Origin of the sequence: Mucilaginibacter polytrichastri (assembly GCF_001911425.1) — a bacterium.
Classification (GTDB): Bacteria; Bacteroidota; Bacteroidia; order Sphingobacteriales; family Sphingobacteriaceae; genus Mucilaginibacter; species Mucilaginibacter polytrichastri.
Genome location: NZ_MPPL01000001.1, coordinates 3,849,858 through 3,870,809, shown reverse-complemented (window position 1 = coordinate 3,870,809; position 20,952 = coordinate 3,849,858). Strand labels below are relative to the sequence as shown.

Annotated in this window: 13 protein-coding genes and 1 tRNA gene; 5 read left to right on the top strand and 9 right to left on the bottom strand. The window is 41.3% G+C overall.

Going from position 1 to position 20,952, the window contains the following annotated elements:
- The first annotated feature begins 731 nt into the window (after positions 1-731).
- Both RG47T_RS16375 and RG47T_RS16370 read left to right on the top strand, forming a co-directional pair.
- On the top strand, positions 732-1,499 hold the full coding sequence (locus RG47T_RS16375; protein WP_083627436.1) for a carboxypeptidase-like regulatory domain-containing protein: 768 nt from the start codon (positions 732-734) through the stop codon (positions 1,497-1,499).
- A 67-nt stretch (positions 1,500-1,566) separates the two neighbouring features.
- Positions 1,567-1,640 (top strand) — tRNA-Ala (locus RG47T_RS16370).
- Positions 1,641-1,845: 205 nt separating this feature from the next.
- Here RG47T_RS16370 and RG47T_RS16365 read toward each other — a convergent pair.
- Both RG47T_RS16365 and RG47T_RS16360 read right to left on the bottom strand, forming a co-directional pair.
- On the bottom strand, positions 1,846-2,679 hold the full coding sequence (locus RG47T_RS16365) for an AraC family transcriptional regulator (protein ID WP_074490466.1): 834 nt from the start codon (positions 2,677-2,679) through the stop codon (positions 1,846-1,848).
- Positions 2,680-3,651, bottom strand: a complete 972-nt coding sequence (locus tag RG47T_RS16360) for an aldo/keto reductase (RefSeq protein WP_074490465.1) — start codon at positions 3,649-3,651, stop codon at positions 2,680-2,682.
- 413 nt (positions 3,652-4,064) lie between these two features.
- Here RG47T_RS16360 and RG47T_RS16355 point away from each other — a divergent pair, with 413 nt between their 5' ends.
- Positions 4,065-6,296, top strand: a complete 2,232-nt coding sequence (locus RG47T_RS16355) for an ATP-binding protein (protein ID WP_083627435.1) — start codon at positions 4,065-4,067, stop codon at positions 6,294-6,296.
- Between the two features lie 67 nt (positions 6,297-6,363).
- On the opposite strand, the gene RG47T_RS16350 is transcribed toward RG47T_RS16355, so the two are convergent.
- From RG47T_RS16350 to RG47T_RS16330, 5 genes are all read right to left on the bottom strand, one after another.
- Positions 6,364-8,022, bottom strand: a complete 1,659-nt coding sequence (locus RG47T_RS16350) for an NAD(P)/FAD-dependent oxidoreductase (protein ID WP_074490463.1) — start codon at positions 8,020-8,022, stop codon at positions 6,364-6,366.
- A 21-nt stretch (positions 8,023-8,043) separates the two neighbouring features.
- Positions 8,044-9,444: an ATP-binding protein gene (locus RG47T_RS16345; RefSeq protein WP_074490462.1), complete on the bottom strand. Its 1,401-nt coding sequence runs from the start codon at positions 9,442-9,444 to the stop codon at positions 8,044-8,046.
- A 340-nt stretch (positions 9,445-9,784) separates the two neighbouring features.
- A complete protein-coding gene (locus RG47T_RS16340) occupies positions 9,785-10,234 on the bottom strand; it encodes a MarR family winged helix-turn-helix transcriptional regulator (RefSeq protein ID WP_074490461.1) in 450 nt (149 codons plus the stop codon).
- A 102-nt stretch (positions 10,235-10,336) separates the two neighbouring features.
- Positions 10,337-12,937 carry a DUF5686 and carboxypeptidase-like regulatory domain-containing protein gene (locus tag RG47T_RS16335; protein WP_074490460.1) on the bottom strand — a complete coding sequence of 867 codons (2,601 nt, stop codon included), beginning with the start codon at positions 12,935-12,937 and terminating at the stop codon, positions 10,337-10,339.
- 16 nt (positions 12,938-12,953) lie between these two features.
- On the bottom strand, positions 12,954-13,316 hold the full coding sequence (locus tag RG47T_RS16330) for a hypothetical protein (RefSeq protein ID WP_074490459.1): 363 nt from the start codon (positions 13,314-13,316) through the stop codon (positions 12,954-12,956).
- A gap of 448 nt (positions 13,317-13,764) precedes the next feature.
- On the opposite strand from RG47T_RS16330, the gene RG47T_RS16325 reads away from it, so the two are divergent.
- Positions 13,765-16,356, top strand: coding sequence for a BamA/TamA family outer membrane protein (locus RG47T_RS16325; RefSeq protein WP_074490458.1), 2,592 nt, complete (start codon positions 13,765-13,767; stop codon positions 16,354-16,356).
- 65 nt (positions 16,357-16,421) lie between these two features.
- Here the strand turns inward: RG47T_RS16325 and RG47T_RS16320 are convergent, their stop codons facing one another.
- On the bottom strand, positions 16,422-18,800 hold the full coding sequence (locus RG47T_RS16320; RefSeq protein WP_074490457.1) for a GAF domain-containing protein: 2,379 nt from the start codon (positions 18,798-18,800) through the stop codon (positions 16,422-16,424).
- Positions 18,801-18,952: 152 nt separating this feature from the next.
- A complete protein-coding gene (locus tag RG47T_RS16315) occupies positions 18,953-19,561 on the bottom strand; it encodes a phosphatase PAP2 family protein (RefSeq protein WP_074490456.1) in 609 nt (202 codons plus the stop codon).
- A gap of 139 nt (positions 19,562-19,700) precedes the next feature.
- Between RG47T_RS16315 and RG47T_RS16310 the strand changes: the two genes are divergently transcribed.
- Positions 19,701-20,951, top strand: coding sequence for a Pycsar system effector family protein (locus tag RG47T_RS16310; protein WP_074490455.1), 1,251 nt, complete (start codon positions 19,701-19,703; stop codon positions 20,949-20,951).
- The last annotated feature ends 1 nt before the right edge of the window (position 20,952 follow it).

The window sequence follows — 20,952 nt, the reverse complement described above, 5'->3', positions numbered from 1 at the left end:
AAAATATTTTGTGGTTTCGAAACTTAGTGTTACTTTTACACCATCGGAAACGATAACAAAAATGTCTTCTCATAATTTAGGTTTATAATTGGTTAGTAAAGGCCTCCTGCCCATCAGGAGGCTTTACTGTTTTTAAGCCTTTTGTGTTTTCAGTATCTCCCGCAAATTATCCAACGTTTACCTTTAATGTTCTCTTTTTATCATCTGCCGGATGTTGTTGCTTTGTATTATCGGAAACACAGGAATAAAATTTAAACAATGGTAATAGAAGCACGCTGGCGTATAATGGGCAATACCGTTATGTATATCAATTTGAAAACTTACCTGCAATCGAAATTTAATATAAATAGTTTAAAATGTAAACGATTGTAAATCGTCTTATATATTAGGCTAGGAAAGAATTCTTTATTTCGATAGGTTATAGTTTAATAAACTGGTACCCATTGGTTTAAACAGGCAGTATCATTGTTGGGTTTTCTTTCCATGTCAGATTAAAATGTGATTAACATTAAAAATTATGGAAATTTTTATTTATTTACTAACAAGGTTTGTATTACTGCTCTGCTTAATAGCGATAGTTTATGTAATTGTTAAACCAGAGAAAGAACTATCCGAACATTCTGATATTTTTTAGGTGCCGGAAAGGCTGTAAAACGAATATTAACAAATTTTAACTACCAGGAGAGCGAGAATTTGTTGATATTGGTAATACACCCTAATCAACCTTTAAAATGCATCTTAATTATCGATTGTTATGCGTTTGGTTATTGATGCTTGCATCTCATCAACTTTATGCGCAAACTGTAACGGGCCTGGTAATAGAAAGGAGTACCATGCTTCCTGTATCAGGCGCTACAGTTACGGCACAAAATTATAAAGGATACACCGGTTATAATGGCTATTTTAAAATAGCCCGGGTTAATGCGGGCGACACAATTAAAATTGTATATGCGGGGTTTAAACCTTACAGGTTTAGTTACAGGCCCAAAAACAAGCCCGATACGGTCAAAATTATGCTGGAACCGGTTTCATTAATGCTCAACGAGGTATCTGTTAGGGCCTCAAGAAATATAAATTTGGATTCTGTTAAAAACAGGGATCAATTTAAAGCTGTATTTAATCACAAATACAAAGGTTTGCAGGATATATTTATTTCAAATGCGAGGGTCAACAAATTTATTCCGTACGATAATATAACAGCACCCAATAGTACAACCACTATTTTGAGTGTAAACTTGTTGCAGGTTGCCGGCCTGATAACCCAAAAAAAATCTAAAGTCTCTAAACTACAACAGACACTTATTGCCGACGAGCAGTTTAACTATGCAGGTCAGCGGTTTTCCAGGCAAAAAATAACTGCCATAACCGGGTTGAAAGGTGATTCTTTACAGAAATTTACAGAAAAGTGTCAGCTTGGATTAGGAAATACCCAAAGTATGACCGATTACGACATTATGGTATATATTAAAAAAAGCTATGCCGACTTTGTTAAAAGGTAAGCGTTAAAATAAATGAATTATCAGTTTCATTTTAATGCTTAAAATAATATATTTGCCACCCGAACACGGGGGATTAGCTCAGCTGGCTAGAGCGCTTGCATGGCATGCAAGAGGTCATCGGTTCGACTCCGATATTCTCCACAATAATAATCAAGGCTTTACGATTTTTCGTAAAGCCTTTTTTACTAGATAAAGTTTTAAACGAAGCATGAATTTGATTTTCCTTGCACAAAGGCAGTAGCTCGAGATCAAGCACCTTCATCGATGATTTAATGTTAATTTTCTTATACTATTGATTATTTAAAACGCTGCCGGCTGAATATTTTTAAAATAACTCATTGTTACCCTAAAGATCGCTGAGGGAATAGATATGCGTCAGCTCAGAAGGTGCCTTACCGAATTTTTTCTTGAAGGAATGCGAGAAGTGCGATAAGCTTTCAAAGCCTAAGTCAAGATAGATGGCCGAAGGCTTTTGGTGCTTAATCTCGATGAGGAATTTTGCTACGTTCAGTCGCTTGTTTTGTAGCCACTGACGTGGCGGTAAGCCGAATGTCTTTTGGAAATCGCGCTTGAACCCCGCCAGGCTGCGACCAGTTAGCTGTGCAAATTTTTCAATAGGAACGTTGAAGTGATAATTGCTAAGCATAAACTTTTCCAGGTCTATCTTGTAAGGTTCTGAAAAATCAAATAGAAAGTTGCGAAGGCCTGGGAGGGCAAGCATTAGTAATTTAACTCCTTCTTTTACCTTCAGGATGCCCATTTCGTCCGTCATCTCAGCTCCAGAGCTTCGGGCGTATGGAACAATGGATTGAAAATAACCCTGCAGGAATTCGTTAGATGGAATTAAAATATTTGGCGGGCCGATATATTTCCGGTCCGCTTCAAGCTTTTCTTCTAACACAATTTTTCTTAACAGGTCCTCTTGTAGGGATATCACTATTGTTTCGTAGTTACCTCCCGGAAGCGGTGTTTTGGTGAGCGTACCCAACTGATTTTTGCCGATCAGCAGCATTTCTCCACCGGTCATCGAAATGCTTTGTCCGGAGGTTTCCATAATTAACTGTCCTGAAACCTGCAATATCAAGGTATGGTGGTTCCAGAAACATACTTTCTCTTTCCGCTCGGTAGAGAGGTATGAATAGAAGATGACGCCGGGGAGAATTTCTGCAGGACTGGTCATTTAGCGTTGTAAGTAAGTGCCGCCAAGTATAGCGCCTGGTGCAAAAGTAGTGTTTAAGGTGTTCATTTCTTCTGGTGTAAATACGATATCCATCGCTGCGATATTTTCCGGCAAGCGCGACCTGCGACTCATGCTTACTAAAGGCATAATATTATGCCCTTGCTCCTTCACCCAGGCAATCGCAACCTGTGTTGGTGTATATCCTTTGTTGTTGGCTAATTGCTTTAAAACTTCTACTTTTTCCAGATTATGAATTAGGTTTTCACCTTGAAAGCGAGAGAAATGGTTACGGTAATCGTTTTCGGCAAGCGGAGCTTTCATTTCACCGGTCAATAAACTTTCAGCTGTATTAGCGAAAGCCACTATGCTAATACCTAATTCTTTTGCTGCTGGCAGCAGTTCGCTTTCTATCCCGCGCTCGGCTAGCGAATAGCCGATCTCCAGTGCGCTTATTGGGTAAATGCCGTTTGCTTTACGGAGCTGGTCAGCCGTAATTTCTGATACGCCGATGTGGCGTACTTTACCTTCTTTAATCAGATCGGCAACCGTGCCTATAATGTCTTCTACCGGTACGCTGTTATCCATTCGGCTGGGTTGGTAAAGGTCAATAGTTTCAATACCCAAGCGGGTTAGCGAATAGTTGATAAAATTCTTGATAGCGATAGGCCGCAGATCCATTCCTATTGGCAGGCCATTGTGAAAGATAGCACCGAATTTTACGCTGATAAAGGCATCGTCGCGCCTTCCTTTAATAGCTTTGCCCACCAGTATTTCATTATGGCCGGCACCGTAAAAGTCGCCGGTATTCAAAAAATTAATGCCATTATCCAACGCTTCATGGATCGTGGCAATACTTTCTGCTTCGTCAGGGGTAGAGCCACCCCATATAGCGGACATGCGCATACAACCTAAACCAAGTTTGGATACGAACGGGCCATTTTGGCCCAATTGAATTTGTGTGATGTTTTTCATGATACAAATATCAAAGTTCAAAATACGTTATAGTTTATTCCACGGCTCAAATATTTTGTCTGTACGGCTCATTAAAGCTTTTTTGTTTCAAGCTCATTTAACGCAAATTTATCTTAAGCAGCCCGGTCTGCATGTCGTAGCGGTTTAATAAATCTAAAACGGTGGCCAGGAATATTTCTGTTTTTCCTGTTGTTGGCTACAGCCTGTCAAATGGGATGGTATTGGAGGAAGAAAATATAAGTCAGCAAAAAATAAAATACCACTAACAACTTCAAGCTATAAGGCTTTAAAAACTAAGTATTTAAAAACCTGTTGGTACTCTGTTGTTTACGATGATGAAATACATTTTGAAACTACATGTCGATAAAGCGACTTCAGTAAAAACGCTGCTTCCACTAATTACGTAAGCATTTATGATGATGGATAAAAGTTTAAAAAGGATACCGGTACTGCGTTATGGTCTTATTGTTTTGTTGGTATCTATCCTTTTTTCGGGAGCATTTTATCTTTATTTGCGCTACGATAGTACCCGGCAATTACGTTATAAAATTAGCAACCTGCTTAGCGCACGTGCTAATTCTGATTTGGTAGACAGCTGCCTGCTTAACCTTTACACTGCCGATAACAATAGTCGTTTATATGCCCTTACCGGCGACAAAAAGTACATCGATCTGTTTTCGGCCCAAATTAACACTTTAAGCAAGCAATTGGCGCGCATTAAATTTGGTAACAGCAATATAACTGCCCTAAACGCTGATAAACTAAGCGGGCTGGTATCAGAAAAGAAAGCAAAAACCAATAACTATATCAGGCTGAGGCTGCTTACCGACAGCCTCATTACATCTGCCCTTAAGATTGACAGTATGTTAACGTACACTAAAGCAAGTGTGCCTGTGCCGGTAATAAAAACGGTAAAAACTGTTGTGCATATAGATACCATTAAGCCGGTAGCCATTGTTACAGAAGCGCCTAAGAGGCGTAAATTGTTTGGACGAATCCTTTCAGCCATTTCGGGTAAAGACAAGCAGAGCAAAAACATAGCACCGGCACCGGTAGTTGTTAAAAAAGATACACTTATTAAAACCATCGTACAATCTGGCGCTGCTTTTAACATGGTGGCGGGTAAAACACATCGCAACCACCACCAGCTTTATTTGGCAAACACCAACTTGCGGAAAGATGAACGCGATATCTTAATCATCAATAATAATCTTATCATTAACATTATATCAGAACTAAGCAGGTATAAAAAATTAGAGCTAAAGTACGCAGCCGATAGCAAGGCCGAGCTGGCTGATAAGGTTACTAATATGCTAAGAGAGTATAACCACATTTCCCAATTTACAATATTGGCCCTCGTGTTGTTATTAATAGCGGTGTTTTATAACATCTGGAAAATATTTGGAAATGAGATGGCCCTTATCGCCGATTCTGAAAAGGCAGAGCAATATGCCAATAACAAAAGCAGTTTTATGGCCAACATGAGCCACGAGATCCGCACGCCGCTTAACTCGGTGATCGGTTTTTCTGAACAGTTGGGTATGAGTAAGCTCTCGCCAGATCAAACCTTGCAGATCAATGCCATCAGAAGCTCATCAGTAATGTTGTTGGAGGTGGTTAACGAGATTCTGGATTTTACCAAGTATGAAACCGGTAAAATGACTTTTGAGCAGCAGCCGTTTATTCCTCACACGGTACTAAATGATGTATTTAATACCGTAGGTATTCAAGCCGCTAAAAAGGGATTGGCTTTAAAACAGGATATTTTATTGAACGAGGATATTTGTATCAGCGGTGATGTATTGCGGCTAAAACAGGTGGTGATGAACCTGCTGGTTAATGCCATTAAATTTACCCCTTCGGGCGAAATATCGCTGCATGCTAAACTTGTTATCACTAACAATAAACCGGTATTAAAAGTAAGGGTTAAGGATACGGGTATCGGTATCAAAAAGCACGATCTGCCAACCCTATTCGACGAATTTTCGCAGGTTGATGATGCACAAAAGATTACCCGCCACAAGGGTACAGGATTGGGCCTGGCCATTTGTAAAAAAATAATTGAGCTACAGGGTGGCCGTATAAAAGTAACCAGCGAAGCAGGGAAGGGGTCGGTGTTTAGTTTTGAGCTGCCGGTTAGTATGGCAAGTAAAGAAGATTATATTATAGAACAGCAAGTAAGCCCGGATGAGTTAGCCTCGCTGGTAATGGGAGCAAATGTACTATTGGCCGAAGATAATGAACTGAATGTACTACTGGCTAAAACGATACTTAAAAAGTGGAACATTACCTGCGATGTTGCCTACAATGGGCAGGAGGCTTTTACGTTGTTTGAAGAAAATAAATATGACCTGATACTCACCGATATACAAATGCCCATTATGGGCGGGCTGGAACTTTTAGCATTGGTACGGCAATCTCCCAATGCATTAAAAGCTGAAGTGCCTGTTATTGCGCTTACCGCAAATGTACTGAAGGAAGCCCGCGATGCTTATTTTAAAGCAGGGATTGATGATATAGTATTGAAGCCATTTAACGAGCGTAACCTCATTGAAAGAATAAGTTTTGCTTTAAAGAATAAGTATACCCAAACCGACAACTTTTTGACCCAAAATATGACTGACAGTAATGCATCAGCAAGCTAAATATTAAGATGGTGGACGCACATTGTGTTGTTTTCTTAATAATTAGCTTGCTTTCTTCATGCGTCAATTAAATCTCGGCCAGGTACTTATGCACAAAGCTAATGGCCATTGAGCCTTCGCCCACGGCAGATGCCACACGGTTCATTGCGCCCGAACGTACATCGCCTGCGGCAAATATGCCCGGGCAACTGGTTTCCAGCGAATATGGGTCGCGTTTTGATTTCCATATTTTACCAAATCTTTCATTGCGCTGCAAGTCAGAGCCAGTTTGTACAAAGCCGCGGTTATCTGTAATAATGGCATCGCAAAGCCATTCGGTATAAGGTTTTGCGCCAATAAATATATAAAGCGCGGCTGCCTCTTCTGTTGCTGTTGTGCCGTTTTTTAAATCTTCAATAACCAATTCTTCCAACCTGTCTGTACCCTTGGCTTCCTTAATTTCAGAACAGCCACGGATAGTAATATTACCTACCTGTTTAATTTGGTCGATGAGATAAGATGACATGGTGGACGATAAATCGGGCTTACGGATTACCAAAAAAACATGTTTTGCAAATTTAGACAGGTACATAGCGCCTTGCCCGGCAGAGTTACCGCCACCAACCACATAAACCATTTTATCGCAACAGGCAGATGCTTCTGTGGTTGCAGCACCATAATAGACGCCTGCGCCTGTAAAGCTGGCAATGCCCGGCGTATCCAGTTTCCGGTAATCAACCCCGGTGGTAATTACAATGGCACGGGTGGTAATGGTGGTGTCATCATCCATCGTTATCATTTTATAACCATCCTTAAAATTAATCTCTTTAACAGATTGCGGGGTTAAAAATTCTGTACCAAACCTAGATGCCTGCGTTAAGGCCCTACGGGTAAGGTCAGAGCCGCTTAGCCCTGTCGGGAAGCCCAGGTAATTTTCAATTCTTGAGCTTGTACCCGCTTGCCCACCTGGCGATTTACGCTCTATCAGTAAGGTTTTCAATCCTTCAGATGCGCCGTATACAGAGGCTGCCAGCCCGGCGGGGCCTGCGCCAATAATGGCTACGTCATAAACCTCGCTTTTAGCTTTAGAGGTCAACCCAATTTTTTCGGCAATGTCTTGTATGGTCGGGCATGTACTTACCACGCCATCGGTATAAATAATGGCAGGCAGATCTTTCAGATCAATTTTGTTGATCGCTAACAGCTGTTTACCCTCGGGGCTGTCTACATCTATCCATAAATAGGGCACCAGGTAGCCGGTAAGGAAAGCCTTAACATCATGTGTTTTTGGCGAAAAGTTATAGCCCAGCACCTTAATGCCGCTAAAATCGGGGCGGTAGTGGCTTTGCCAATCATCTAGCAGATCGTCAACCACGGGGTATAATTTTTCCTGTGGCGGGTCCCAAGGCTTGCTCAGGTAATAATCAAGCCTTACTTCATTAATGGCTTTAATGGCAGCATTTGTATCTGAGTAGGCGGTAAGCAATATGCGTTTGGCATCGGGGTAAAATTCTATGGTTTTGGTCAAAAAGTCTACGCCTTCCATCTCGGGCATGCGCTGGTCCGAGATAAACATGGCCACTACCTCGCCTTTGTTTTTTAGTTCAACCAAACTGGCTAAAGCTTCATTGGCAGATGTAGTGCTTAAAATGCGGTATTCTTTATGGTAATGTGCTCTTAAATCGCGGGTAATGGCCCTTAATACGCTATTATCGTCATCTATAGAAAATATGATAGGTTGTTTCATGAGGGATGTTTTTAGATGATGTTACTTTTCGTTAATTGGGATACAAACAATAAATGAGGTTTGCCCCGGTACAGATTTTAATTTAACAGAGCCGTGGTGCTGCTCAATAATGCGCATTACAACATCGAGGCCAAGGCCGGTTCCTTTGCCAATTTCTTTGGTGGTAAAAAAGGGATCAAATATCATAGGGCTGATATCCTCCGGTATGCCGGGGCCGTTGTCTGTAATGGTAACCACCACGCTGTTTCGTTCTTGCTTGGTGTTTATAGTTAGTGTGCCTTTATTGTTTATGGCCATGGCATCAATGGCATTATCAATAATGTTAGTCCAAACCTGGTTTAGTTCGCCGGCCAGGGCTTTAGCCAGGGGCAAATCGTGTGCAAAATCAAGGACTATTTTAATGTTACCTTTCTTTATCTTGTAGTTCAGCAGGGTTATAGTGCTCTCCAGCCCGCTATGGATGCTGATAAATTGCTTATCGCCGCCGCGGTCCATGTGGCTAAAGTTTTTTACAGCGCCAACCAGTTCAGAGATACGGGTTGAGGCTTCTGCAATTTCTTTTACAATTTTGCTGGTACTTAAGTGATAACTCAGCCATTTAAATACAGGCACCAGGGCATTCTCCGGTGGTATCACGGCAAGGTACTCCAGGTCGGTTACGTTAATGCCGTAGTCTACCAGTATTTCGGCAAAGGTGTAGTCATCAATGCCATGTTCTTCCAGCCAATCGGTCAATTCATCTTCCATCGCCGATTTCTCCAGCATGCTGAGCTCGTTTTCCTGTTCACGATCAATGATCGCATGCAACCTTTCCTGAAAAATTTCCATCTGCGCCGGGTCGAGCTTCAAGCCGGCTGTTTGTTTGAAAATTTTCGGGATGTTTTGAAGCAATTCCGAAAGTGATGCTGCGTTGCGGCCAATGGCTGCAGCCGGGTTATTTAGTTCGTGTGCCAGGCCTGCCGACAGCTTGCCCAGGGCAAACATTTTTTCGTATTGCTGCTGGCGTGTTGTGGCATATCTAACCCGTGTAATCATGGTGTGTACCAGTGCCTCGGTAAGCTCAAAGTATAGCTTGGTTGCCTTCTTAATGTTTTCAATAGATACCGACATTACAACAGCATCCTGCACGCAAATAACATACACGGTAGAAATTTTTCCGCGCGAGAAAGGCAGGTAACCGCTAATGGCACCACTTTCGAAAATGCCAATTTCATTGGCTTGTTTACCCTGCTGTATAGACACGCTAAATTTTCCTTCGAGCAGGAAATCAGTGGAGTGAAAGGTATCACCTATTTCATATATGGTTTCTCCCGTTTTTATTTCACGGCATTCGCCAATATCCAGTAACCATTGCAATTGATCATCCGGTACTTCGGCAAGGGGCTCAAAACTTTTTAATAGTTCAACAGTACATGGCTGCATAATGGATTTTTTATGTTTTTAAAATGCCATTGCAGGCATTTTTTGGGTAGATTAAATGTTTGTTATAATAGATACTGCCAAGATAAGCAGAGTAGTAGAAAAATAATTCAATAATAATTTCCAATAGTTATATAGATATACAAGTTTACCGCATTGTTACATCCGGCTGTATTAAATTGTCGTTAATTTATATTTTTAAGTAGCCAGGGCTGGCGAAATATAAATATAATACCGGGTGGAGCATGGCGGGTATTATATGAAATGAAAATGCCGGCACAATTAAAGCGTGCGCCGGCAAATCTATAAAGAATATTATTAAAAGAAATAATTAAACGAAGAATTATTGGCAGCTAAAGTTTTGTGTTTCATGGAAGCTGATTAGTTTCAGCATTACATCAATAGCAATTTCATAATTTTTGGCACCAACCAGCTTTTTATATTGCTCTTCGAGTGCTAATATCTGCGATTTAATGTGGTTGTAAAAAGCTTCGCCATCGGGTGTTAAGTATAATACCATTGAGCGCGCATCTGTTGCGCTTTTTTCGCTTCGCACCATATTGGTAGCTTCCAGCTCTTTAATTATTTTACTGGTAGCCTGTTTAGTTACATTTAACCTCTCGGCCAAGGCACTGTTAGACATGCCTGTGGTACCTATGCTCATAAACAACGGCAAGTGCGAATAATTAAAGCAGGGCTGATCGCCGCAACACAGTTGCTTGTTGATCCACTCGTCTGTGAGGCGCTTTAATATATATACCAGCTTTGCAGCAATTCTGTCTGTACCTTCCATATTTAATTTATTTGGGCTATAAGCTTTACAACAAATTTTTGATGTTGTTTTTGCGGCAACCTTTTATACGGTCGTTAGTCAACTTAGTTTACCAAGTTAGTATTAAAAATCGAATTTTACTAATGCTCTTACACCCCATTTTGGTGCTTCAGGGTCATCCAGGTAGGTAAAACGCCTAACCAGGTCTAATCTTAACACTTTAAAGATGTTACCTACACCAACGCTGCCTTCCACATAAGGGCCGTTGCTTAATGAGCGGGTAGTAGCAACACCTTCTTCGTTAACCGGGTATTGTAATAATGCCGGGTTATTGGCCGGGTTGTTTTCGGCTCTAACACCACCCCATAGGGCTTTAACGTCTACAATTTCGCGGAGTTTTAATTTTTTCAGCAAGGGTACTTTGTTAAACAAAAAGCCATTAAAATTATGATCTACAATTATGCTGGCGTAATGGTCGCTCACAAACTCCAGGAAATTCATTAAGTTGTACGACTGTAGCTGCAATGCATAAGACTGGTTGGCATGGTGAATATCCAGCAGTGCAAATGGCAGCGTACCGAAAATGTAACCACCTTCTACTGTAACATCTGTATAACCTAATTGCGATACATAAAAACGCTTGTTAACGTTACCTGTAAAGCTGGAATATTTATACTGGCCGCCCAGTAAGCCATCAAAGCCCTGGTTGTAGCGTAAGGTAAAAATGGGGTATTTATCAATAATAGGGATACGGTAAAGTTTACCCTGGTAAAAACGTTCGTGCGGTGCATAACGCAACTCTAAGTTAAGCTCGGTAGTGCTTAGTCTGTCTACATTGCTGATGCTGCTGTTAATATCGGCAGAGTTTGCCGGTAAATGGCCGTATCCGTTTAGGAAATATAATGAACCGGCAGACGTTTGGCCCCATTTTTTAAACCCTACTTTATAAGAGAAGTGGTTTAAAAACTCGTGCACATAATCTAAACGGAAAATATCATTGTACAGCCACATGTCGTTGTCGCCACGTTTAAAAGAAAGCAAAAAGTTATCTTCCTGCACAAACTGTAATTCTTGTCCCGGTATTTTGGTATCGTGCTGAAAACTTGCCCGCACATAATTTTGGGGGAAAGAGTAGATCGATTTATCGTTAAGTGAGTAGGTAGTACTTAAAAAGTATTTAAACTTCTCGTCTTTAACACCATAGGCCCCATAAGTTTCGAGGTAAAACCGCTTGCTAAGGTTAGGCGTGGTACGGCCACCAATACGTGGGCGGAAACCTTCTACCGGGTTAAAACTGTAAAAGGTATTAACCGGGCCAACTTCAAACGCGCCGTAGCTTTTATAGCCGGCCACAAATAAGGTAACCAAATCCATAGTGCGTTTAAACGATGGGATGGTTTGCAGGCTATCAATGTTTTTGTAAATGTTGGCCTGTGCTGCCGGTAGGCTATCCGGGCGGCTCATAGACCAGTACTTATCGTCTTTGGCATCAGAGTTGGTGGCAACAACCTGTGCCGGGCCTTCGTAAGTTTGCTTAGGGCGCGGGTTGTTAATAGCAAAGTTGGTGAGGATAACCTTACGCTCACCATAAATACCGCCGCCTTTGTTTTTGCTGATCCCGAAGTCCATTTTCAGGTCGCTCTGGCTTAAGTGGTAGCGGCCATCTGTGTTTTTCTCAAACTCAAGCGTGGCCTGCATTTGGCGCACAAAGTTTAAGTTGATGTTTTTATTAACGGTTAACACCGCGTTTTCTACCGCGAAGTTACCATCCATAGTTACATATAGTTTACCCTCAAACAATAAGTCATTAGTGTTACGGGGGGTAAAGCTCAACTCAATTAAGTTGGGCGACTGGTCTTTTAAGGTATCGGTAATAAAGAATTTATAAAAATCGGGCGAGTGGTCTGCAATAGGGCTTAATATCTGGTTGGTTAACAGCGATACGTTGTTATCATAAATATTAATGTCCTGGTAAATACGGTTAAAGTAGGCAGATAGGCCCTGGTTGTCAATAAAATTCTCGTCGTATTTTACTTGCTTGGTAGCTTCAACAATTTGCTTTTTGGTATAAGGAGCCTTGCGGTAGTAGTTGTTAGATAACTTTTCTTCCATGTACATCGGCAACAAAGTTTTGCCACCTATAGCGGTAGAATCTTGCTGCTGAAACAAAAACTGGTAATTCTTAAATAATTTCTTGTTCCTGAATTTGTCTGATAAGTTACTCAGGTAAAAGTTCATCCGCTCGTACTGCTGGTACTCGGTATAGTCGTAGCTCTCTAAACGGTTTTGGTTTTTATGCGCAATAACCTGGCGTATCAATTCTACAGCCGGGTTATCCTTGTTACGGTATTTAGCTTTTTTGCCGGCCTTTACCACTACTTCATTTAATAAGCGCTGGTCTACACCTAAGGCAATATTAATAACCTGCTCTTTACCCGGCTCAATGGTTCGCACTACGGTTTTGTAACCAACAAATGAAACCTTAATCTGCGTATAAGTATTATTAGAAGTGGTAAGGCTAAACTTGCCTTGGTTATCTGTGCTTATACCCTGTGTGCTGCCCGCAAATACTACAGTTACATAAGGTAAAGTCTCTTTTGTTTTAGCATCGGTTACTGTACCCTTTACAATAGTATTTTGTGCATGGGCCAGCAAGCTGGTACTTAACAGAAAAAGCACCAGTAAAGTGCCACGATATAAATTTTTAGTAAAAGTAAAACTCATTATAGTTGTGAACGTGTTAATTAGCTAAGGTGTTGTTATGATGATTGTAGTAAGCTTCACTGCCATCTTTATGCGCGGTAAGTTGCTTAACCGCGTTTGGCTGACTGGCCATGTGCAGCAATGTTTGGCCGTAAGTGCGGATAGAGAATACTAAAAACTCCATATCAATTTCTGCACCTAATAGATTTTGTTTAAGGCCTTCTTTAATGGCACCCATCAGGTATGTTTTAATCTGTTTGCCAGATGCTGCATCTACAGGAAAGTTAACTTTTGGCAAATGCAATTGAACCGGATTTCTTAACGCAAGCTTATGGCGCAGAGCCAAAAGACGGGCATGTAAATCGTTCAATGGATTGTGGTGTAAGTCAAGTGCTTTCATTATCGTTCTGATTGATGATACAAAGGTAAACTAAGTTGACTAATATGGTCAACTTAGTTTACGATTTAACGATTTTTAACAGTGTTATGACATAGCCCCGTATTTTAGAATATTTAGCAATTGTAAATAAGATGTTAAGTTTTCTTCGGGATGAAGTAAGGAAATTTACAGCAGGCATTCTTTTATACTTATAAGCACATATACTTACATGTATTTATTGGATTAATATTAAAAAGTCGGAATTTAATTTGGTAATACAGAGATGTAGAATAGCCCATTTTTAGAATTACTACGATTTTTATTTAAATTTAATTTTAGTGGATTAGTTTTGTGATGATAACCATATAGCGAAAACACTTAACTGTAAATGGCCCGCGCATATTGGTAGTTAATTCAAAAGCAAAACATCGAAAAATAAATAAGCCCATAACCCCTTTTACCGTAATATATGCCGTTCAATAAAATACCCCAACATATTCTGAAAATTTGCTTAACTGTATTTTTTATAATAAGTGCTTTTTATAACAGCCTTGCGCAGGCCCCCCTGGCTGGCGATAGCATTAAGGTAGCCATTGAACCGGGGTACGATAGCGTTGGTAATTCGCAACGGTTCTTCTTCGGCGAAAATTATCGGGGATTGTGGGCTGCGCCTGTCAAGATGAAAATCTTTCGCTTGAGCCAGGAAAAAGGCGGCCTTAAGATCTTGCAGAAGGGCGGGGGCATGCAAACCAAATCACTGCGCCTCAAAGATTCTACCGGGCAGGAGTGGGTTATCCGTACCATCCAAAAATATCCCGATGCGGTGTTGCCGCCAACATTAAGGCCAACCGTTGCCGCGGCAATTATACAAGATCAAATTTCGGCCGAGCATCCTTACGCGGCTTTAACTGTACCGCCGCTGGCCAAAGCGCTTGATGTACCGCATGCCAACCCGCAAATTGTTTTTATGCCAGATGACCCTGCCCTTGGCGAGTTTAGGAAGGATTTTGCTAACCAGGTTTTCTTGTTTGAAGAGCGCGAACCGGGAGATGAAAAAACCGACAATACACCCAAGGCCCAAAAGAAACTTAAGAACGATAACGACAATCATGTTGACCAGAAACTGGTATTAAGAGCGCGTTTACTCGATATGCTATTGGGCGACTGGGACCGCCACGAAGACCAATGGCGCTGGGAACGTAATGAAGATGATAAAGGAAACATCAACTATAAACCAGTACCCCGCGACAGGGACCAGGTATATAACAGCGCCGGCGGGCTTTTCCCCTGGTTAGTTTCGCGGCATTTAATGATGGCCAAGTTTCAGGATTATCGCGACCATATCAGATCTATTAACCGCTGGAACCTGAACGCCCGGAATGTTGACCGTTACTTTTTAAATGGCCTGGATGAAAAGGACTGGAAAGAGCAGATTGCCTATGTGCAAAGTAAGCTTACCGATCAGGTAATTACCAATGCCATTAAACAAATGCCAGACACCATTTTTAAACTAAGCGGTGCCAAACTGATCCATAACTTAATTGCCCGCAGAAATATACTGGATAAACAGGCTATTAAATACTATAAATTTATAGCCACCATAGTAGAAATACCGGCATCAGACAAGCGTGAGAAGTTTGAAATTGTAAACCAGCCCGATGGGATGTTAAACGTAGCCATCCATAAGTATAAGGATGAAAAAGAGGGCAAGATTACCTACCAGCGCACTTTCGACCCTAAGGTAACTCATGAAGTAAGGCTTTATGGCTTTGATGGTAAAGATATGTTTGCTGTACATGGCGAACATGCATCGCCCATTACAGTGAGAATGATTGGCGGGGATGACGAAGATACCTTTGCGATTGACAGCAATGTGCATGAAAAAGGCAGGCTGTATATTTACGATCGGTCTGACGAAAAGAATAACCTGCCTAAATCGTCGCAGGCACGCATCCGCACCTCTACCGATACTACGGTTAACCAGTATCAAAGCAAGGGTTTTAAGTATAACTTTTTGCAGCCACTTATTTTGGGAAGTTATAATAAGGATTACGGCGTACAGTTTATCGGCGATTTTATTTACGAGAAACAAGGTTTCCGTAAATATCCGTACGCTTTCAGACAGAGCCTGATTGTTAATTATGGCTTTGCGACCAACTCGCTGATGTTAAACTATAACGGCGAGTTTAAGCAGGTAACCGGTAAGTCAGATCTGGTGGTTAATGTGTTATCTAAAGGGCCTAATTATACCAGTAACTTTTTTGGGGTAGGGAATGAGAGCCAGTTTATAAATGAGGGCAATAAAAAGATCCGTTACTATCGTGGCATTTATGATTATATAGGCGCAGATGTAAGGCTGCGGCACACCTATGGTAAATGGACGGTGAGCGGAGGCGTGATGGGCCAATTCTACAATGGATCTGAAGATAAAAACAACGATAGGTTTTTAAATACCTATAACCAGGAAAACCCCGGGCAGCAGGTTTATGGGTCGCATGTTTATGCCGGGGTGGTGAGTACCGTTGCTGTAGATACGCGCGACAAAGCATCAGACCCGCATAAGGGAATTTACTGGACTACCACACTATCCGATATGCAGGGCATCAATAATGGTAACCATAACTACGGGCAAATTGTGTCGGAGTTTAGTTTCTACATCAACCCGGATAAAGATTCGACATTTGTAATAGCCAACCGCATTGGCGGCGGTACCACTTTAGGTAATGCCGAGTACTTTCAACAGTTAAAACTGGGTGGCAGCCAAAGCCTGCGCGGCTTTTACCTATGGCGTTTTACAGGTAAAAGCATGGCCTACAATAACCTCGAACTGCGCTTAAAACTATTCTATATTAAATCATATGTATTGCCGGGTACCATTGGTATTGTGGGTTTTAATGATGTGGGCAGGGTATGGTCACCGGGCGAATCATCTGATGTATGGCACGATGGTTACGGCGGTGGTATATGGTTTAGCCCGGCCCGGTTGGTAATGATCCAAGCGGTAGTTGGGGCTTCTAAGGAAGGTACATATCCATACATCTCTGCAGGATTTAGATTTTAAACAGCTTTTATTATACGGATAAACAAAAGCGCCGCAGAATAATTTCTGCAGCTCTTTTAGGAGCCTTAAATCTGTACCTCATTTAATTGCTCATACAGATCATCGTACGAGTATACGTTTTCGGCGCAGGTTATATGCTCATATAAAACGCTTACCCTTAATGCCTTTAAGCCCGATACGCCTTGCAGGTCTTCAATGTCAAACTGCTCGATACCTTCTGCTAATATACGTTTGGCCTGCAGCAGGGCAATGTATTTTTTGTACTCTTCGGCCTCCTCGTGTTTGGTGTATACGATTGTTATTTTTCCTTGCTGGGTAATCCGCTCGATAGAATCTTTTACATGGGCCTTATCAATCCGTTTTTTAATTACCTCGTAACGGATGTTGTAGGCACCATCCACATCAAAATGCTTTTCATCCATCCTGAACCTGATGGCAATTGGTGTGCTAAATACCAGCAGCAGCCCGGTTACACCTAAATGGTAAGGCAGCCTGGCTTTAAGGTAATGTTCTTCTATAGCCATTTCGCTTAGCACCTGTAACTGCCATAAGCGCAAATGTTGCAGGTGGTTTTCGTCAAAACCTTTGTTGGGAGTAATGGAATTGCCGATATATAAATTGTGTTCCACCCCATCGGTTTTAAAACGCTCGAAATAATGCGGAAAATAACGTTGTATTTCCAACTGGCGTTTATCCATTATGGCCACCATTTTTTCATTAATTACAGACAGTGTTTTTTCATAATCGCGGCGATTACTGTTAAACTGACCGGTTAGCGGGTCGGTACCATAAAAATAAGTCTCGATGCTTGCTTTAACAGCCGGGCTAAAATTAGTTGTATTTTCTAAAATCGGGTAAATATGTGTTCGTAAATAATTTTGGATCTGCTGCTCTGTATCAGCCTTAATGCTGATGGTAAGATCTTCGATAAACTCTTTCAGATCAAAAATTTGTTGTTCTGCAACAGCTACAAGCTTGTTTTGGTTTAAATCTTCCAGTATGGTCACCAATTGAGTTAACTGGTTAATCAGGTCATTTTTAACGCTGGCGTTGCGGGTAACAGACGAATCTTTGATATCGATCTGGCCATATAAAGGATATACATCCTTAAACTTTATTTCTTTCAAGGTATAATCTATACCCTCGTTTTGGCTGAGGATATAGTTTTTGGCTTCCCGCTTAAATTTCCAGTGCACACTGGGGTGCAGGGTCGTATAGTTGTTTTGTATAACAGCCTGAATTTGGTTTTGCAGTTCGTTAACCTTACGGTCAAGCGTATCCACAATAAAGGGCATCACAATGTCCAGCTTTTTTGCCGTAACACTGTTAAAGTCTTTGGTACGGCACGATACCAGCTCTAACAATCCTAATAGATTGCCGTTTTTAACTACCGGCGCCAATATAAAGCTCTTTATATTTTGCTTCTGAAAGTGGCGTAACAGGTTACTCTCGGGTATTTGCGATAGCATCTCATCTACATCTGCAATAGCCAAAAAGCGGTGCTCGTCTATCAGCATCTGGTACGAGTCGGCACGCAGTATTTTCTGGCAGTCTTCCTCAAATTGCTCGGGTAGTATATAACTCTGAAACTTGTTAATTAAGCCGGTATGGGTAAATTTCTTTTCCTCTTTCTCATAAGCGGTAAAGCCAATGTGCATATCCGCAATGTTAAAGATTGACCGGAAAATAGACTCGAGGTTTTGGTGCACATCCGGATCGGATGAGTTGCCTAGCAACGTGCCTTTTAAAATAGATAGTGCGTTTTCGGTGGTGGCATCGTACAGGGTCATGATGGCAAAACCTTTAAGGCTCCAGCTGCCCGGCGGAAATTTTTCTTTCCACAAAGCCAGGTCATCATAATTATTCATGAGCTGCATAATGTCTTCCTCAGACAGATCTACTGACTTATCTGTAGCGGTTATCTCCAAAAAATCTGCATTGTATAAAATGCGGTAATGTCTTGAAACACCTTCGGCAGTGGGTATGTCATAAAACAGCGGTTTGCTAAAATCGAGGTTAGTGCCATAATGCGCGTTAAGAATAATGCAGCAACTCATGATATAAAATTGCTGGTAATCAAAATCGCGGATGTTAATCTCGAAGTTGGTGCCGGCAGCTTTTAATATATTTTGAAACCTTTTGGTATAATTAAAGGTAAGCCCTAAAAATGGAATGCTTACAGCTTTGATCTCGTTAAGGGATAGCGCCGGCGGGAATAACTCATCAAGTAACTGATGTATCAGCTCTTTATTAGCTTCCAGTTGGTCAACATCAGCAATTCCATCCCTTAATTCGGGATGCGGCGCTATCTTTTGCAATAAGGCATCGGCCTTACGGGCATGGAAACTACCATCTGTTGCTGCAGTCTCTTCCAGCATTTCAATTATTTTATGAAACGAAAGCTTAATTTGGAAGGGGCTGTCAGGAAATTGCGGAAGCATCATAGTGCGATGTATTAAATCAACACAAATTTATCTAAAAAAAAGTGCTTATGCAGGTTGGTTAACAGGTTTTTACAAGCAGGTGAATTTCAGGTAGCAGTTATATGACGATTGTGTCATTTTTAATAATAATGTACTTGCTTACAATATATTATTTATCTCTTCATGAAAGAAAAAGCGGCGGCAGTGCCTGCGCCCAGCGCGGCACCGGCGGCCACATCTGTAGGGAAGTGTTCGCCCAGGTACATACGCGAATAGCCGATAGAGCCAGCCCATAAAAACGATGGTGCAATTACATACCATTTGGGGTATGCAATTGACAGGGCCGTAGCTGTAGAAAACGCTGTTGAGGCATGCCCCGACGGGAATGACGTACTGCCCGCCCGGTAAACCGGGATAAAGGTTATGTTTTTAATAAAAGGCCTGGGGCGTTTAACAAAGTGTTTAACAAGTAAGGTTACGCCATAGCTTATGGCGGTACTGCTGGCAACATAAAAAGAGTTTTGGCGCATCTCTTTGTTATTGCTGATAATGCCGCCCACCAGTAAGCCGGCCGGTACGCCCACATCTACATAATGAATGGAGTGGGTTATAAAAAGCATGGCTTCGGTTTGTTGGGGTGTACGGCTTTTAGCCAGATCAACCATAATACTGTTGTCAAATTGCTGAATACCCGATTGTGCCGATAGTTTAAAACAACAAAGTAGCAGAATATTGGTTATGAAGAATAAACGTATTAAAAGGCTCCCGGGGACTAATTTCATCAGTGGCGGCTAAAAAATTTAATATTATATTTAACCCAGTCCGCATACATTTACGGGCAGGGTTAAAACCAAATTACAATTATAAAGTGATTTGCACCAAATGATTAAAAATGGTGACAGATTTCAAACATAAGGATATATGAATTATCAGCATTTGTTAGACCAGGTTTATGATTATGCGTTAAAATACTTTAAAACGCATGATACCTCCAAGCTGGTATATCATAATAAAAAACATACCGAAGATGTAGCGAAGGCTACCACGCAAATAGCCAATCACTATCAATTAAATGATCGTGATTTTTTTCTGGTTGCGGCTGCTGCCTGGTTTCATGACCTGGGCTATATGCTAAGCCTTATTAATCATGAAGAGCATAGCGTAACCATTGCCAAAGCATTTTTAGCAGAACATAAAGTTGATGCCGAAGATATAAAAGTTATTGAGGCTTGTATACTGGCTACCCGCATGCCGCAAAAACCAGCCAACCAGTTAGAAAATATTTTGTGCGATGCCGATCTGTTTCACCTGGGTACAGATGATTTTAAGAAGAAAGATGAACTGATGCATGAAGAGTATAACGAACTGAATCATGCCGATCTCAATAAACTCGCCTGGCGGCAAAAAAGCATTAAGTTTTTAGAAGATCACCAGTACCATACAGATTATTGCCGGTTGCTGCTCAATACACAGAAAGCAAAAAACATTGAAGATTTAAAAGAAAAAGTAGCTAACGCCGTGACCAAGTTTGAAGATAAGCCCCAAAAGAAAGCGGATGAAAAATCGGGAGAAATAAATCCCGCTTTCCCTGTGCCGGAGATTGCATCCATCAAGAAAAAAGATAAAAAGGAGCGGCCTGAAAAGGGTATTGAAACCATGTTCAGGATCAGCTCCAGCAATCACCAGCGTTTGAGTGATATGGCCGATAACAAGGCGCATATTATGATCACCGTAAACTCCATTATTTTATCGGCTATCATCAGTTTATTACTGCGCCGTTTAAGTGAGTACGGCTACCTTATTGTACCAACATTTATTTTGCTTACAGTAAGTTTACTGGCCATGACGTTCTCTATCCTGTCTACCCGGCCATCCATCCCACCAGGAATATTTACAAAGCAAGATGTGGACGATAAAACCGTGAACCTGCTGTTTTTTGGTAACTTTTACAAAATGCCGTTAGAAGATTACCAGTATGGGATGAAGAAGGTGATGGAGGATAAAGACTTTTTGTACGGCAGTTTAATTAAAGATGTTTATACGCAGGGGGTAGTGCTGGGTAAAAAATACCGGCTGCTGCGCATTGGCTATAACATATTTATGTTTGGCCTTATTATTTCTGTAGTAGCGTTTATTGTGGCTTCGGCATTTTTTGGTAACAAACCGGCTTAAT

Excerpts from the sequence above, each read along its gene's own strand:
- RG47T_RS16375 (WP_083627436.1), top strand. The coding sequence starts at position 732 with ATGCATCTTAATTATCGATTGTTATGCGTTTGGTTATTGATGCTTGCA.
- RG47T_RS16365 (WP_074490466.1), bottom strand. The coding sequence starts at position 2,679 with ATGACCAGTCCTGCAGAAATTCTCCCCGGCGTCATCTTCTATTCATAC.
- RG47T_RS16360 (WP_074490465.1), bottom strand. The coding sequence starts at position 3,651 with ATGAAAAACATCACACAAATTCAATTGGGCCAAAATGGCCCGTTCGTA.
- RG47T_RS16355 (WP_083627435.1), top strand. The coding sequence starts at position 4,065 with ATGATGATGGATAAAAGTTTAAAAAGGATACCGGTACTGCGTTATGGT.
- RG47T_RS16350 (WP_074490463.1), bottom strand. The coding sequence starts at position 8,022 with ATGAAACAACCTATCATATTTTCTATAGATGACGATAATAGCGTATTA.
- RG47T_RS16345 (WP_074490462.1), bottom strand. The coding sequence starts at position 9,444 with ATGCAGCCATGTACTGTTGAACTATTAAAAAGTTTTGAGCCCCTTGCC.
- RG47T_RS16340 (WP_074490461.1), bottom strand. The coding sequence starts at position 10,234 with ATGGAAGGTACAGACAGAATTGCTGCAAAGCTGGTATATATATTAAAG.
- RG47T_RS16335 (WP_074490460.1), bottom strand. The coding sequence starts at position 12,937 with ATGAGTTTTACTTTTACTAAAAATTTATATCGTGGCACTTTACTGGTG.
- RG47T_RS16330 (WP_074490459.1), bottom strand. The coding sequence starts at position 13,316 with ATGAAAGCACTTGACTTACACCACAATCCATTGAACGATTTACATGCC.
- RG47T_RS16325 (WP_074490458.1), top strand. The coding sequence starts at position 13,765 with ATGCCGTTCAATAAAATACCCCAACATATTCTGAAAATTTGCTTAACT.
- RG47T_RS16320 (WP_074490457.1), bottom strand. The coding sequence starts at position 18,800 with ATGATGCTTCCGCAATTTCCTGACAGCCCCTTCCAAATTAAGCTTTCG.
- RG47T_RS16315 (WP_074490456.1), bottom strand. The coding sequence starts at position 19,561 with ATGAAATTAGTCCCCGGGAGCCTTTTAATACGTTTATTCTTCATAACC.
- RG47T_RS16310 (WP_074490455.1), top strand. The coding sequence starts at position 19,701 with ATGAATTATCAGCATTTGTTAGACCAGGTTTATGATTATGCGTTAAAA.